Raw genomic sequence first — 13,699 nt, forward strand, 5'->3', positions numbered from 1 at the left:
GGACCCTCCGCCACAGGCGCACATCGGTGTCGGTCACGCTCCGGAGTACACCATGGCGGAGGGGGTCGGTCAACTCGTTCCGGCGGCGCTCCCGGCCTTCGCGCCGTTCTCCACGGGCCCCCCGAGCGCGGCTCGCGCTGCCGCGTACAGCTGAGCGGGATGCACCCCACTCAGGGCCGTGACCAGGTGGCCGTCCGGGCGCACAAGCAGCACGGAGTGCGCCGGGGCGCCCGGGTAACTCTCCGCGACGAGCAGCTCCGCCTCGTGCGGCAGTGCCGTGACGGCGGCCGCGAGCCGTGGCATCACCCCGGCCGAGACCCAGTGCCGCCGCTCCCACACACCAGTGCCCGGCGCGATCAGAACGACGAGCAGGCGTCCGAGACCGAGCCGCTCCCGCAGCCGGACGAAGGACCCGTCGGGCGCCGTGACCCGCACGTCCCGGACAGGCGCGCCCGGAGCCGTACCCACGTCGACCTCCGCCTCGGAGGGCTCCGGCGCCAGCGGCGACTCGGCGTACGCCCCCGGCGCGCCCAGCGCCCCGTGCCCCAGGTGACCGTCCGTGAGCAGCACATCATGGCCGCGCGCGGATCCGGCGACGTACGAGCGCAGCCCTTTGCCGCCCCGCAGTATCGGCAGCGCCTGGTCGGCGGCGCGCAGCCGGCCCGCGACGACCGCGCGGCGCTCGGCCTGATAGCTGTCGAGGAGTGCCTCGTGCGGGCCCTCGTGCCAGGCGAGGGCCAGTTTCCAGGCGAGGTTGTCCGCGTCCCTCAGGCCCTCGTCGAGGCCCTGCGTGCCGAGCGCGCCGAGCAGGTGCGCCGCGTCACCGGCGAGGAAGACCCGGCCGACCCGCCACCGCCGGGCCAGGCGGTGGTGAACCGTGTGCACCCCCGTGTCCAGCAGCTCGTACGGCGGTGTCGAGCCGGCACACCAGCCGGCCAGCGTCTCCCGGATGCGGGTCACCAGGATGTCGGGCGTGACCAGCTCGCTGCGGGGCGGCAGCAGCCAGTCGAGGCGCCAGACGCCGTCGGCGAGGGGGCGGCCGACGACCTCCCCGCCGGACGGGCCCGACGTCCGCCAGGGAAGGTTCCGATGAAGCAACGCCTCGCCGGGCCAGGGAAGTTCCGTGCGCAGCGCGGCGACGGCGTGTCGCTCGACGGACGTGCGGCCTGGGAAGCGGATGTCGAGCAGCTTGCGGACCGTGGAGCGTGGACCGTCGCAGCCCACCAGGAAGCTCCCGCGCCACCAGGTGCCCTTCGGGCCGCGGGTGTGCGCGGTCAGTGCGCCGCTCTCCTGCTCGATCGAGTCGAGGCGACTGTTCACGGCGACCTTGATGAGCCGCTCGTCGGCGGCGGCCTCCCGCAAGGCGCCCGTCAGTTCGTGCTGGGCCAGATGCAGCGGAGAGAGCATCTGCTCACCGAAGGTGAGCTCCCGCATCACCTGTTTGCGCCGCAGGGAGCGCCAGCCGGTCCAGCGCGCGCCCGTCGCGTCGAAGGACGTCCGGGCGAGCCGCTCCACGAGGGCGGCGGTGTCCTCGCGGAGGATCACGGTCCGTGCGGGACGCTGTTCGTCCTTGCCAGGGCCCTCGTCGAGCACGACGGAGGGCACCCCGTGGCGGGCGAGAGCGAGGGAGAGCGTGAGCCCGACAGGGCCGGCGCCGACGACGATCACCGGATCCACGGCGCGGCTCCTCCTGCCCCGGGGAGTGCTGTGGGAGGCGTACAAGAAAGGGCAGTTGGAGCGGGGTGCGCGATCACAGAACGTATGCAACCCATTGCGGGTGCTTGCGTCAAGTGACGGAGGCAGCGGCGATCATGCCACTGCCTCCGTTTGCTCACATCTCGTCAGTTCTTCTGCAGAGCGGCTCAGTCGGTCCCGTCCACGACGGAGGGCTCGGTGGCAGCCGCCACCGCGATACCGGTCTTCGCGCGCCGGCCGCGCCGCTCGATCCAGGTGGCGAGCCCGGCCAGGGCCAGACACAGCGCCACGTAGATCGCGCCGACGACGATGACCACCGCGGTGATCGGGTTCTCGCCGTTGACGATGATGTTGCTGGCCATCGTGCGGGCCGCGAACAGCAGCTCGCTGTACGTGATGATGTAGCCGAGCGACGTGTCCTTGAGGGTCACCACGAGCTGGCTGATCATCGTCGGCAGCATGGAGCGCACGGCCTGCGGCAGCAGCAGCATCGTCATGACCTGCGACTTGCGCAGCCCCAGTGCGTACGCGGCTTCCACCTGTCCGCGCGGCACGGCGTTGACGCCCGCCCGGATCACCTCGGCCTGCACGCAGCCGTTGTAGACGGTCAGACCGATGACGAGCGCCCAGAAGGCGGTGTTGTCACCGACGACGCCGAGGCTGGTCTTGTAGGTCAGGAACAGGAACCACAGGGCGTAGATCGTGATCAGCAGCGGGATCGCGCGGAACAGTTCGATGAAGCCCGTGGCCGCCCAGCGGACCGTCTTGTGCTCGGACAGGCGCGCGACGGCCAGGAGCAGGCCGAGCACCAGGGAGAGCACGCCGGCGACGGCGAACACCTTCAGCGTGGTGAGCACGCCGTCGCGGATGCTGGTCCGCACACCGGCGTTGTTGAAGATGTTCCAGACCTCGGGCTCCAGCTGCCCCTTGACGTTCATCCGGTAGAGGGTGAACGCGATCAGGCCGAGTACGGCCAGAGAGCCGACGACCGTGTAGATGCGGTTGCGCACCCGGGCCTTGGGGCCCGGTGCGTCGTACAGGACGCTCGAACTCATCGTGCGACCCCCATGCGCCGCTCGAGCAGCCGGAAGAGACCGCTGATGGTGAAGGTGATGACCAGGTAGCCGAGAGCCACCCAGAGGAAGATCCAGGCGATGGCGAAGCCCTGGTCGCTGAGCAGCTTCTGTACGCCGAACAGCTCGGTGACGCTGAACGCGCCCGCGATCGCCGAGTTCTTCGTCAGCGCGATGAAGATCGAGCTGAGCGGCGGCAGGACGGTCCGGGTGGCCTGCGGAAGGATGATCAGGCGCAGCGTCTGGAAGAAGGTCATCCCGATGGACCGGGCGGCCTCGGCCTGTCCCAGCGGCACCGTGCTGATGCCGGACCGGACGGCCTCGCACACGAACGCCGAGGTGTAGAAGCTCAGCGCCATGAGGGCCTTGGCCCACGGGCTGAGGCCCGGCATGAAGATGACCGGAACGACGAACCACGCCACAAGGAAGAGCAGGGTCAGCGGGGTGTTCCTGAAGAGCGTGACCCAGGCGGTGCCGAAGAAGCGCAGCGGGGGCACGGGTGAGACACGGAACCCGGCGATGATGACACCCAGGACCATCGCGAGGAGCCCGCTGGCCAGGGTCAGCAGGACGGTGCCTATGAACCCCTCGCGGAATTCCGCGAGATGGTCGAGCAATACGTTCACGGGGATGTCCTCGTGGGCGGCGGCGGACAGGCAGCGCGGGCCGCGCCACGGGCGCACTGTGCGGTTGCGCCCGTGGCGGGCAGGTCACTGCCGGGGGGTCGTACGGTGCGGGCTGTGGCCCGCACCGTTAGGGGGTGTCCGGCGGATCATGGCCGGGGTCGCGACGCCTGGCACGGCACCTCGCCGCGTTGCCGAAACGCCCGAATAGCTCCGCTATTAGGACGCTCCGACGCCTTGCGATGCACCGCACCAGACGCCGCGACCTGTCCGACCCTGATCCGCCGGACACCCCCTGGCGCGTCAGTAGCGCTCGAGCGCCGGCGGCGCGGTGTACGCGGACTTGGACAGGCCGAGCGTCGCGTCGTACGCCTTCTTGTAGTCGCCGTTCTTCTCGTGCGCCTCGATGGCGTTCGCGACGGCCTCGCGCAGCGCCTTGTCGTCCTTGTTCATGCCGACGCCGTACGGCTCCTCGGTGAACGGCTTGCCGACGACCTTCAGCTTGCCCGGGCGCTGGGCGGCGTAGCCCTTGAGGATCGCGTCGTCGGTGGTGACGGCGTCGACCTCGTTGTTGAGCAGCTGCTGCACGCACTCGGAGTACTTGGAGAGCTCGACGGTCTTGGCGCCGTACTTGGGCTTCTTGATCTCCTGGAGCGGGGTCGAGCCCTTGATGGAGCAGACGGTCTTGCCCTTGACGGAGTCCGGGCCCGTGATGCCCTTCTCGTCGCCGCGGACGAGGAGGTCGGCGCCGGCCATGAAGTACGGGCCGGCGAAACCGACCTGCTTCTTGCGCTCGTCGTTGATCGTGTACGTGCCTACGTAGAGGTCGACCTCGCCCTTGGAGATGGTCGTCTCACGGACGTTCGAGTCGATCGTCTTGAACTCGATCTGCGACGGCTTGAAGCCGAGGTCGGCCGCGACCATCTTGGCGATCTCGATGTCGAAGCCCGAGCGCTTGCCGTCGGTGTCCTGGAAGCCCAGGTACGGCTGGTCGTTCTTGGCGCCGATGACGAGCTTGCCGGCCTTCTGCGCCCGCTTCAGCGTCGCGGAGTCCAGCTTCACGCCCGAGGCGACCGTGTACGTGGGCAGCTTCGGCTGGTCCTTGCCGCCGGCGCCGCCGGCCGGCTTGTCACCGGCGTTGCCGGAGTCGCCGCCACACGCGGTGGCGGTGAGGGCGAGCACGGCGACAGTGGCCGCCGCCGCGGCGGACTTGCGGAGCTTCATGGTGAACATCCTTCGTGTCGGCAGATTTCGGCCGTGAAAAGTCAGACGCCCGTGCGTCAGCGTCAGTGGTGCAGGATCTTCGACAGGAAGTCCTTGGCCCGGTCGCTGCGCGGGTTGCTGAAGAACTGGTCGGGGGTGGCCTCTTCGACGATCCGTCCGTCCGCCATGAAGACCACGCGGTTGGCCGCCGAGCGCGCGAAGCCCATCTCGTGCGTGACGACGATCATCGTCATGCCGTCGCGGGCGAGCTGCTGCATGACCTCGAGGACCTCGTTGATCATCTCCGGGTCGAGGGCCGACGTCGGCTCGTCGAAGAGCATGATCTTGGGGTCCATCGCCAGCGCCCGTGCGATCGCGACGCGTTGCTGCTGCCCGCCGGAGAGCTGCGCGGGGTACTTGTCCGCCTGCGTTCCCACGCCCACCCGGTCGAGCAGGGTGCGCGCCTTGGCCTCGGCCGCCTTCTTGTCCGTCCTGCGGACCTTGATCTGCCCCAGCATCACGTTCTCGAGCACGGTCTTGTGCGCGAAGAGGTTGAAGGACTGGAAGACCATGCCCACGTCCGCGCGGAGGCGGGCCAGCTCCTTGCCCTCCTGGGGCAGCGGCTTGCCGTCGATCGATATGTCACCCGTGTCGACGGTCTCCAGGCGGTTGATCGTGCGGCACAGCGTCGACTTGCCGGAGCCCGAGGGTCCGATGACGACGACGACCTCACCACGCGCGATGGTCAGGTCGATGTCCTGGAGCACGTGCAGCGCGCCGAAGTGCTTGTTGACTTGGTTCAGCACGACCAGCTCGTCGGCCGCGGGAATGGCGTCCTTGGTCACCGATACATCGGTCATCGGGGTCTTGCTCCATCCTCCTCGGTTGGGAGGACAGTAGTAATGCCGTACGACCAGCGTCATTACATCTGAGGGGAACTTGAGCATAACGATCCGGCTTCGACCGGCCACGATGCGTGAAGGGGGTGGCCCCGCGCGTACCGGCTGGATAACGGAAGGCGCCCGTAACCGGAACGCTCTTGACGGCGTCCTTATGTATCGGAGTGGATGCCCTGGTGTGCCGCACGCGCGTGCACGGATAACGCCTGCCGGCGTGCCGGGGCCGAACGACCGATGAACCGAAGGGGGCCGTGATGAGACTGCTGCTCGTCGAGGACGACGACCATGTCGCCGCTGCTCTGTCGGCGGTCCTCGCCCGGCACGGCTTCACCGTGGTGCACGCCCGTAGTGGCGAGGAAGCGCTCCGGGCTCTGGTCCCCGAGGCGGACGCCTTCGGTGTCGTACTCCTCGATCTCGGCCTGCCCGACCAGGACGGCTACGAGGTGTGCGGCAAGATCCGCAAGCGCACGTCGACACCCGTGATCATGGTGACCGCGCGCGCGGACGTACGCTCCCGCATCCACGGCCTCAACCTCGGTGCCGACGACTACGTGGTCAAGCCGTACGACACCGGGGAGCTGCTCGCCCGGATCCACGCGGTCAGCCGGCGCAGTGTGCCGGACGAGTCCTCCGCGTCGGCCGAGGACGGACTGCGGCTCGGGTCCGTGCACATCGAACTGCCCACCCGCCAGGTCAGCGTGGACGGTTCGGTTGTCCAACTGACCCGCAAGGAGTTCGACCTCCTGGCGCTTCTCGCGCAGCGCCCCGGGGTGGTGTTCCGCCGGGAACAGATCATCAGCGAGGTCTGGCGCACCAGTTGGGAGGGGACGGGCCGCACACTGGAGGTGCATGTCGCGTCCCTGCGCTCCAAGCTGCGCATGCCCGCCCTCATCGAGACCGTGCGCGGCGTCGGGTACCGGCTCGTCGCGCCGGCCGCCTAGAGGCCGCGGGTGCGCGCTCGCCTCCTCCCGCTGCTCATCGTCCTGATGGCGGGCGTGCTGCTCGCGCTCGGCTTCCCGCTCGCCGCGAGCGTGGCGGCCGCCCAGCAGCAGAAGGTCGTCGTCGACCGCATTGACGACACGGCTCGTTTTGCCGCGCTGGCCCAGTTCGTCACCAAGCGCTCGACGGGCTCCCGCGTACGCGTCACGGACGAGCGCCAGCAGACCCTGCAGAACGAACTCACGCGCTACTACGAGGTGTACGGGATCCGCGCGGGCGTCTTCTACCGCAACAGCGACCCCATGGGGCGCGCCCCGGACGACTGGCAGCTGCCCCGCGACGGAGCCGTGCGCGAGGCCTTCGACGAGGCCCTGTTCTCGCGCGGCAGCCACGACCCGCAGCAGGTGTGGCCCTGGAGGCGCGGCCGGCTCGTCGTCGCGTCACCCGTCATCAGCGACGGCGATGTCGTCGCGGTCGTCGTCACCGACTCACCCACCGGCAAGATGCGCTCCAAGACGCTTCAGGGGTGGCTGCTCATCGCGGCGGGCGAGGCGGCCGCGATGCTTCTGGCCGTCGGCGCGGCCCTGCGGCTGACGGGCTGGGTCCTGCGGCCCGTGCGGGTCCTCGACGCGACCACCCACGACATCGCGACCGGACGCCTGAAGTCCCGCGTCGCCTCGGCCGGGGGACCCCCGGAACTCCAGCGCCTGGCCCGGTCGTTCAACGAGATGGCCGACAACGTCGAGGACGTCCTGGAGCAGCAGCGCGCCTTCGTCGCCGACGCCTCGCACCAACTGCGCAATCCGCTCGCCGCCCTGCTCCTGCGCATCGAGCTCCTGGCTTTCGAACTGCCCGAGGGGAACGAGGAGATCGCCTCCGTGCGCACGGAGGGCAAGCGGCTCGCCTCGGTCCTCGACGACCTGCTCGACCTGGCCCTCGCCGAGCACACCGAGGCGGATCTGAGGCTCACGGACATCGGCGAGCTGGTGACCGAACGCGTGGACGCGTGGCGGCCGGTCGCCGACGAGAAGGGCGTACGGCTGACCGGGGACTGCCCCGCGGTCACCGGGTGGGCGGACCCCGTGACGCTGTCGAGCGCCCTGGACGCTGTGATCGACAACGCCCTGAAGTTCACCCCCTCCGGCGAGGAAGTACGGGTCTGCGTCGCCCGTAACGGAGAGTCCACCGAGATCGTCGTCGCGGACCGGGGTCCGGGCCTGCGCGAGGACGAACTCGCGCGGATCGGAGACCGGTTCTGGCGCAGCGCCGGCCATCAGAACGTCAAGGGATCGGGCCTCGGCCTGTCCATCTCGCGGGCGCTGCTCGCGGCCGGCGGCGGCTCCATCACGTACGCCCCTCACGAGCCCCACGGGCTGTGCGTGACGGTGGCGGTGCCCCGGACCCACCGGGAAGGCTGAGGCGGCGAGCCAGGGGCCCTACGGCTTCACCGAGCGGTAGTAGCGGCGGGCGCCCTCGTGCAGCGCCAGCGGATCCGTGTAGAGCGCCGTCCGCAGGTCCACGAGCTGCGCGGCGTGCACCTGTGTGCCGATGTGGTCGCGGCTGTCTATCACCGTGCGCGTCAGCGCCTCCGTCAGGCGTGGATCGGCACGGTCCGTGGTCACCAGCAGATTCGCCACGGCCAGCGTGGGCACCGAGACGCCCTGCTGCGCGTCCGGATAGGCGTCCGCGGGCATCACAGCGGCCCGGTAGTAGCGGGACGCGCCGTCCTGCTTGTGCAGCGCGTCGACGAGGTTGCCGAGCTCGACGAGACGGATGGGGTAGTTCTCGGACAGCTCGCGCACATGGTTCGTCGGCAGGCCGCCCGACCAGAAGAAGGCGTCGATGTCGCCGTCCTCGAGCGCCTGGGGCATGCCGTCGATCCCTGTGGAGACGGGCTTCATGTCCCTCTCCAGGTCGAGCCCGGCTGCCTTGGCCACGCGCTCCGCGATGAGCCGGACCCCGGAGCCCTTGCCGCCCACGGCGACCTTGCGGCCGCGTAGATCCTGGACCGACCTGATCGACGACGAGCGGGGCACGACCAGCTGCACGTAGTCGTCGTACAGGCGGGCGCAGCCACGCAGCCGGTCCCCTCCGGCGCCGCCCTGAAGCTTGTACTTCTCCACGGCGTCGGCGGCCGCGATCGTGAAATCGGCCTTCCCCGTGGCGACCCGTTCGACGTTCTGCTGGGACCCCTCGCTGTTCGTCAGGCGTACATCGAGGTCCGGCAGGTCGTGGCCGAGCGCGGTCTTGAGGAGCTTGCCGTAGCGCTCGTACACCCCGGTCCGCTGGCCGGTACTGAACGTCATGCTGCCCCCCGGTGTCCCGTCGTCCAGCGGCAGCAGCCACCACAGGAGCAGCCCGAGGACGACGAGGGCGGCGGCCGAGCCCTCCAGGGCTCGGCGCCTGCTGACACGGGGGAGGGCCTTGTGCATGCGGGCGATCCTGCCATTTCACTCACCGTGAGGACCAGGGCCGAGGTCAGGGAACACCGGGGCACGCGCGCGTGGTGACCCCGTACCCTGGTGTGCGAGATGAGCGCGAAGACCTACGAGGTGCGCACCTACGGGTGCCAGATGAACGTCCACGACTCCGAGCGGCTCTCCGGCCTCCTTGAGGACGCCGGATACGTCCGTGCGCCCGAGGGCGCCGACGGTGATGCCGATGTCGTCGTCTTCAACACGTGCGCCGTCCGCGAGAACGCGGACAACAGGCTGTACGGCAATCTCGGCCGCTTGGCGCCGATGAAGACGAAGCGGCCCGGCATGCAGATCGCCGTCGGCGGCTGCCTCGCGCAGAAGGACCGCGACACCATCGTGCAGCGGGCCCCGTGGGTGGATGTCGTCTTCGGCACGCACAACATCGGCAAGCTGCCGGTCCTCCTGGAGCGCGCCCGTGTCCAGGAGGAGGCGCAGGTCGAGATCGCCGAGTCCCTGGAGGCGTTCCCCTCGACGCTGCCCACGCGCCGCGAGAGCGCGTACGCGGCCTGGGTGTCCATCTCCGTAGGCTGCAACAACACCTGCACCTTCTGCATCGTGCCCGCCCTGCGCGGCAAGGAGAAGGACCGCAGGACGGGCGACATCCTCGCCGAGATCGAGGCGCTCGTCGGCGAGGGCGTCAGCGAGATCACGCTGCTCGGCCAGAACGTGAACGCGTACGGCTCGGACATCGGCGACCGCGAGGCCTTCAGCAAGCTCCTGCGCGCCTGCGGGAAGATCGAGGGCCTGGAGCGGGTGCGCTTCACCTCCCCGCACCCGCGCGACTTCACGGACGACGTGATCGCGGCCATGGCCGAGACGCCGAACGTGATGCCGCAGCTGCACATGCCGATGCAGTCCGGCTCGGACACCGTCCTGAAGTCGATGCGCCGGTCCTACCGGCAGGAACGCTACCTGGGGATCATCGAGAAGGTGCGCGCCGCGATCCCGCACGCCGCCATCTCCACGGACATCATCGTGGGCTTCCCCGGCGAGACCGAGGAGGACTTCGAGCAGACCATGCACGCGGTCCGCGAGGCCCGCTTCGCGAATGCCTTCACCTTCCAGTACTCCAAGCGCCCCGGGACCCCGGCGGCGACCATGGAGGGCCAGATCCCCAAGGAGGTCGTCCAGGAGCGCTACATGCGCCTGGTCGAGCTCCAGGAGGAGATCTCCTGGGACGAGAACAAGAAGCAGGTCGGCCGCACCCTGGAGCTGATGGTCGCCGAGGGCGAGGGCCGCAAGGACGGCGCCACGCACCGCCTGTCCGGCCGCGCCCCCGACAACCGCCTGGTGCACTTCACCAAGCCGGACGCCGAGGTGCGCCCCGGTGACGTCGTCACTGTCGAGATCACGTACGCGGCCCCGCACCACCTGCTCGCCGAGGGCGACGTCCTCGAAGTGCGCCGCACGCGCGCGGGTGACGCCTGGGAGAAGCGGAACGCGGAGCCCCAGCAGAAACAGGGCGTCATGCTCGGCCTGCCCTCGGTGGGCGTCCCGGCCCCGCTGCCGGCGGCCACGGGCGGCTGCGCCGTCAACTGACGGCACCACTCCCTGCGGGCCACGTGCCGCGCAGTAGGCTGCCGATCATGCTTGTCGCCGCCGCCGTCTGCCCCTGCCCGCCCCTGCTCGTACCCGAGGTCGCCGTGGGTGCGGCCCCTGAGCTGGAGGCCGCGCGCGCGGCCTGCGACGAGGCCGTCCGCGCGGTCCTGGCGGCCCGGCCCGACCTGATCGTGGTCGTCGGCGAAGGGTCCTCCACCCGTACGCACAAGCAGGGCGCCTTGGGCGGTTTCCAGCCGTTCGGTGTCGACCGTGAGGTCCGCCTGGGCGCGGCTCCCGACTCCGAGGCACCGGCGCACCGGCTGCCCCTGTCCCTCACGGTGGGCGCCTGGCTGCTCGAACGGGCCGGGTGGACCGGTCCTGCGGAGGGCTTCGAGGTCGAGGGCGACAGGTCCTGGCCGGCCAACCGCGAGGACGGCGTGCGCCTCGCGGCGCGGGCCGAGCGCGTAGGGCTCCTCGTGATGGGCGACGGCACGGCCTGCCGCAGCGTCAAGGCGCCCGGCTACCTGGACGACCGTGCAGAAGGGGTCGACGCGTCGATCGCGCAGGCTCTGGGCAACGGCGACCGCGACGGATTCTTCGCGACCCTCGACGCGGACCTCGCCCGCGAACTCAAGATCTCCGGTCGCTCCCCGTGGCAGATCCTCACGGCGGCTGCCGACGAGGACCGGATCGGGAGCGTCCTGTATGAGGACGCTCCCTACGGAGTGGGCTACTTCGTCGCCGGCTGGTCGTAGACGAGCGCCTGGCGACGAACGGCGAGACCAAGGACGAACAGCGAGAACACGGACGAACGGCGAGAACACGGACGAACAGCGACGGCCGCGAAGCCGTGAGAGGCTCCGCGGCCGTCCGCAGTGTGCTGGTACCGCGCGCCTCAGGAGGCGGGAGGTGGCGGCGGTGTGGCGCCTCCGCCCGAGCTGCCGCCCTTGTCCTGACCCGGCTGCCCGAGGCGGTCCATGGCGTCCTTGGCCCTGCTGGTGCCCGTCTGGATCTGGTCGCTGTACTTGCCCTGGGTCTTCTCGTCGGCCGTCTTCGCGGCCTTGTCCATGCCCTGGTCGATCTTGTCCCCGTGCTGCTGCGCGAGGCCCGCGACCTTGTCCTTGCTGAGCTTGGCTTTCAACGTGTCCAGGATGCCCATGGGTTCACCTTCACTCGCGTTGGGACTACTTGCGGGCGCCCTCACCGGCCTCGCTGTCGGCGGCCTGCTCCGCGGACTGCTGCTTGGGGATTTCCACGGGCTCCGCCGCGGCGGGCTCGGGGGTATCGGCAGCCTCCGTGGATGCCTCAGGCTTCGCGGCGTCGGTGGCCGCGGAGGTGTCGGCAGCCTCGGGAGTCCCGGAGGAGGAGCCCTCAGTCCCGGAGGGGGAGTCCTCGGCCTCGGGTCCGGCCGTCAGAGTGGCGGCCTGCGCCTCAGTGGTTGACGCCTCCTCCGCGTCCTTCGACTTCCTGCGAAACCTGGCAAAAACGCCCATTTCAACTCCATACGTTACTCGTGCGGGCGAAATCCCGCGTCGCCCGGTGCGTCCGATTGCGGCGCCCGGGTCTGAGGCACTCGAAACCGGCGGTCGGAACCTCGCAACAGGGAACGACCCCGGACCTGTGGCGTCACGTAGCTCGTTCGGGAAGAGGTCCCGAGGTTTGCGAGACTGGGGCGGTGAGTAGTGCAGCTCCCGCTCCGCGGGTCATCGCCGTCGTCGGACCCACTGCGGCCGGAAAGTCCGATCTGGGCGTTTTTCTCGCCAGAGAACTGGGTGGCGAGGTCGTCAACGCCGACTCCATGCAGCTCTACCGGGGGATGGACATCGGCACCGCCAAACTGACGCCCGAGGAACGTGGCGGGGTTCCGCACCACCTCCTGGACATCTGGGACGTCACCGAGGCAGCCAGCGTCGCGGAGTACCAGAAGCTCGCCCGCGCCGAGATCGACCGGCTGCTCGCCGCGGGACGCTGGCCCGTCCTGGTCGGCGGATCCGGCCTCTACGTCCGCGCAGCGGTGGACCACCTGGAGTTCCCGGGCACCGACCCCGAGGTGCGCGCGCGCCTGGAGGAGGAGCTCGCCCTGCGCGGCTCCGGCGCTCTGCACGCCCGCCTCGCCGTCTCCGATCCCGGGGCCGCCAAGGCGATCCTGCCGAGCAACGGCCGGCGCATCGTCCGGGCCCTCGAAGTCATCGAGATCACAGGCAAGCCCTTTACGGCCAACCTGCCCGGACACGAGTCCGTCTACGACACCGTCCAGATCGGCGTGGACGTGGCGCGCCCCGAACTCGACGAGCGCATCGCGACCCGCGTCGACCGCATGTGGGACGCCGGGCTCGTGGACGAGGTGCGCAGCCTCGAGGCGCGCGGCCTGCGGGAAGGGCGTACGGCGTCGCGCGCGCTCGGCTACCAGCAGGTGCTCGCCGCGCTGGCCGGGGAGTGCACCGAGGACGAGGCGCGCGCCGAGACCGTCCGCGCCACCAAGCGCTTCGCGCGCCGTCAGGACTCGTGGTTCCGGCGCGATCCGCGCGTCCACTGGCTCAGCGGCGAGGCGGCCGAACGCGGGGAACTCCCGGTCCGGGCCATGACGTTGATCGAACGACCGGTTACAGCCTGATCACGTGATGGCATCGGGACGCTCCGGCCGTCATCGCGGCCCCTGGGAGCGTGCCATCATCGACCATCGATCGACCAGTGGAGTCCGAAGTGGGAGGGCGCGTGGCGATGGAGGCCGGCCCTCGTGACACCGCACCCGGCGGGGAACAGCTGAGCCCTGACGGACCGGACGCGACCCCGGACGGTGTGATCGCCGACGGCCCCACGGCCGAGGAGCTCGCATCGCAGAGCGCAGGCGGCGAGGTCGAGGTGGAGCTGCGTCCGCAGCGCCGCCTGCGCCTGTGGCAGCTCGCGCCCATTGTGATCCTCTCCGCGATCGGCTCCCTGATGTTCGCCTTCCCGCTCTTCTTCGAGTTCGGGGACGGCGGGGCCGTCGTGGCCATGTTGGGGCTGCTGATCAGCTCCTGCGCCGCCGGCTGGGGCATGATGGCCGCGCGCCGCGTCGGCTACACCTGGCCCGGTTTCCCGGCCCGGGGATCGGGCCGGCGCCCGGACTGGCGGGTCGTCGGCGCGTACGCGGTCGTGGTTGCCGCAGTCGCCGTCCTCGCCGTGTGGCGCGTCGCCCGCCTGCGCTAGTGCCTTTCGTTCGGATCGGGCTGGGCTGGCCCGCGTAATGGGCCGTCCCGATGGGTTGTCGT

Annotated in this window: 14 protein-coding genes; 6 read left to right on the plus strand and 8 right to left on the minus strand. The window is 70.2% G+C overall.

Features of this window, described 5'->3' with window-relative positions; genetic code table 11:
• Positions 1–69 precede the first annotated feature (69 nt).
• The 5 genes from ACY0PA_RS30385 to ACY0PA_RS30405 all read right to left on the minus strand — a co-directional run bounded on the left by ACY0PA_RS30385 (position 70) and on the right by ACY0PA_RS30405 (position 5,454).
• Positions 70–1,677 (minus strand): FAD-dependent monooxygenase, encoded by a 1,608-nt coding sequence (locus ACY0PA_RS30385; protein WP_473080701.1) that lies wholly within the window; start codon positions 1,675–1,677, stop codon positions 70–72.
• A 185-nt stretch (positions 1,678–1,862) separates the two neighbouring features.
• Complete coding sequence (locus ACY0PA_RS30390) at positions 1,863–2,750, minus strand: amino acid ABC transporter permease (RefSeq protein ID WP_454405362.1); 888 nt, start codon at positions 2,748–2,750, stop codon at positions 1,863–1,865.
• On the minus strand, positions 2,747–3,394 hold the full coding sequence (locus tag ACY0PA_RS30395) for an amino acid ABC transporter permease (protein WP_100591744.1): 648 nt from the start codon (positions 3,392–3,394) through the stop codon (positions 2,747–2,749). The genes ACY0PA_RS30390 and ACY0PA_RS30395 overlap by 4 nt, the downstream gene beginning before the upstream one ends.
• A 300-nt stretch (positions 3,395–3,694) precedes the next feature.
• A complete protein-coding gene (locus ACY0PA_RS30400) occupies positions 3,695–4,615 on the minus strand; it encodes a glutamate ABC transporter substrate-binding protein (protein WP_473080702.1) in 921 nt (306 codons plus the stop codon).
• A gap of 62 nt (positions 4,616–4,677) precedes the next feature.
• Positions 4,678–5,454, minus strand: coding sequence for an amino acid ABC transporter ATP-binding protein (locus tag ACY0PA_RS30405; RefSeq protein WP_473080703.1), 777 nt, complete (start codon positions 5,452–5,454; stop codon positions 4,678–4,680).
• A gap of 293 nt (positions 5,455–5,747) precedes the next feature.
• Between ACY0PA_RS30405 and ACY0PA_RS30410 the strand changes: the two genes are divergently transcribed.
• The gene (locus ACY0PA_RS30410; RefSeq protein WP_473080704.1) at positions 5,748–6,434 is read left to right on the plus strand and encodes a response regulator transcription factor; all 687 of its coding nucleotides are present in this window, start codon (positions 5,748–5,750) and stop codon (positions 6,432–6,434) included.
• A 9-nt stretch (positions 6,435–6,443) separates the two neighbouring features.
• Positions 6,444–7,850 carry a HAMP domain-containing sensor histidine kinase gene (locus tag ACY0PA_RS30415; RefSeq protein ID WP_473080705.1) on the plus strand — a complete coding sequence of 469 codons (1,407 nt, stop codon included), beginning with the start codon at positions 6,444–6,446 and terminating at the stop codon, positions 7,848–7,850.
• Between the two features lie 18 nt (positions 7,851–7,868).
• Here the strand turns inward: ACY0PA_RS30415 and ACY0PA_RS30420 are convergent, their stop codons facing one another.
• Entirely contained in the window at positions 7,869–8,864 is a 996-nt protein-coding gene (locus tag ACY0PA_RS30420) for a TAXI family TRAP transporter solute-binding subunit (RefSeq protein WP_473080706.1), read from the minus strand.
• Between the two features lie 99 nt (positions 8,865–8,963).
• Here ACY0PA_RS30420 and miaB point away from each other — a divergent pair, with 99 nt between their 5' ends.
• Both miaB and ACY0PA_RS30430 read left to right on the plus strand, forming a co-directional pair.
• Positions 8,964–10,448, plus strand: coding sequence for a tRNA (N6-isopentenyl adenosine(37)-C2)-methylthiotransferase MiaB (miaB, locus tag ACY0PA_RS30425; RefSeq protein ID WP_383094920.1), 1,485 nt, complete (start codon positions 8,964–8,966; stop codon positions 10,446–10,448).
• A 47-nt stretch (positions 10,449–10,495) separates the two neighbouring features.
• Positions 10,496–11,203 (plus strand): class III extradiol dioxygenase subunit B-like domain-containing protein, encoded by a 708-nt coding sequence (locus ACY0PA_RS30430; RefSeq protein WP_473080707.1) that lies wholly within the window; start codon positions 10,496–10,498, stop codon positions 11,201–11,203.
• Positions 11,204–11,343: 140 nt separating this feature from the next.
• Here the strand turns inward: ACY0PA_RS30430 and ACY0PA_RS30435 are convergent, their stop codons facing one another.
• Together ACY0PA_RS30435 and ACY0PA_RS30440 are read right to left on the minus strand one after the other, a co-directional pair.
• The gene (locus ACY0PA_RS30435; protein WP_473080708.1) at positions 11,344–11,607 is read right to left on the minus strand and encodes an antitoxin; all 264 of its coding nucleotides are present in this window, start codon (positions 11,605–11,607) and stop codon (positions 11,344–11,346) included.
• A 25-nt stretch (positions 11,608–11,632) separates the two neighbouring features.
• Positions 11,633–11,941: a hypothetical protein gene (locus ACY0PA_RS30440; RefSeq protein WP_473080709.1), complete on the minus strand. Its 309-nt coding sequence runs from the start codon at positions 11,939–11,941 to the stop codon at positions 11,633–11,635.
• A 182-nt stretch (positions 11,942–12,123) separates the two neighbouring features.
• Between ACY0PA_RS30440 and miaA the strand changes: the two genes are divergently transcribed.
• Both miaA and ACY0PA_RS30450 read left to right on the plus strand, forming a co-directional pair.
• Positions 12,124–13,062 (plus strand): tRNA (adenosine(37)-N6)-dimethylallyltransferase MiaA, encoded by a 939-nt coding sequence (miaA, locus tag ACY0PA_RS30445; RefSeq protein ID WP_473080710.1) that lies wholly within the window; start codon positions 12,124–12,126, stop codon positions 13,060–13,062.
• Positions 13,063–13,169: 107 nt separating this feature from the next.
• On the plus strand, positions 13,170–13,637 hold the full coding sequence (locus ACY0PA_RS30450) for a hypothetical protein (RefSeq protein WP_473086479.1): 468 nt from the start codon (positions 13,170–13,172) through the stop codon (positions 13,635–13,637).
• Positions 13,638–13,699: the final 62 nt, after the last annotated feature.

The sequence above is a fragment of the Streptomyces sp. DS1-CR2 genome, assembly GCF_055760475.1.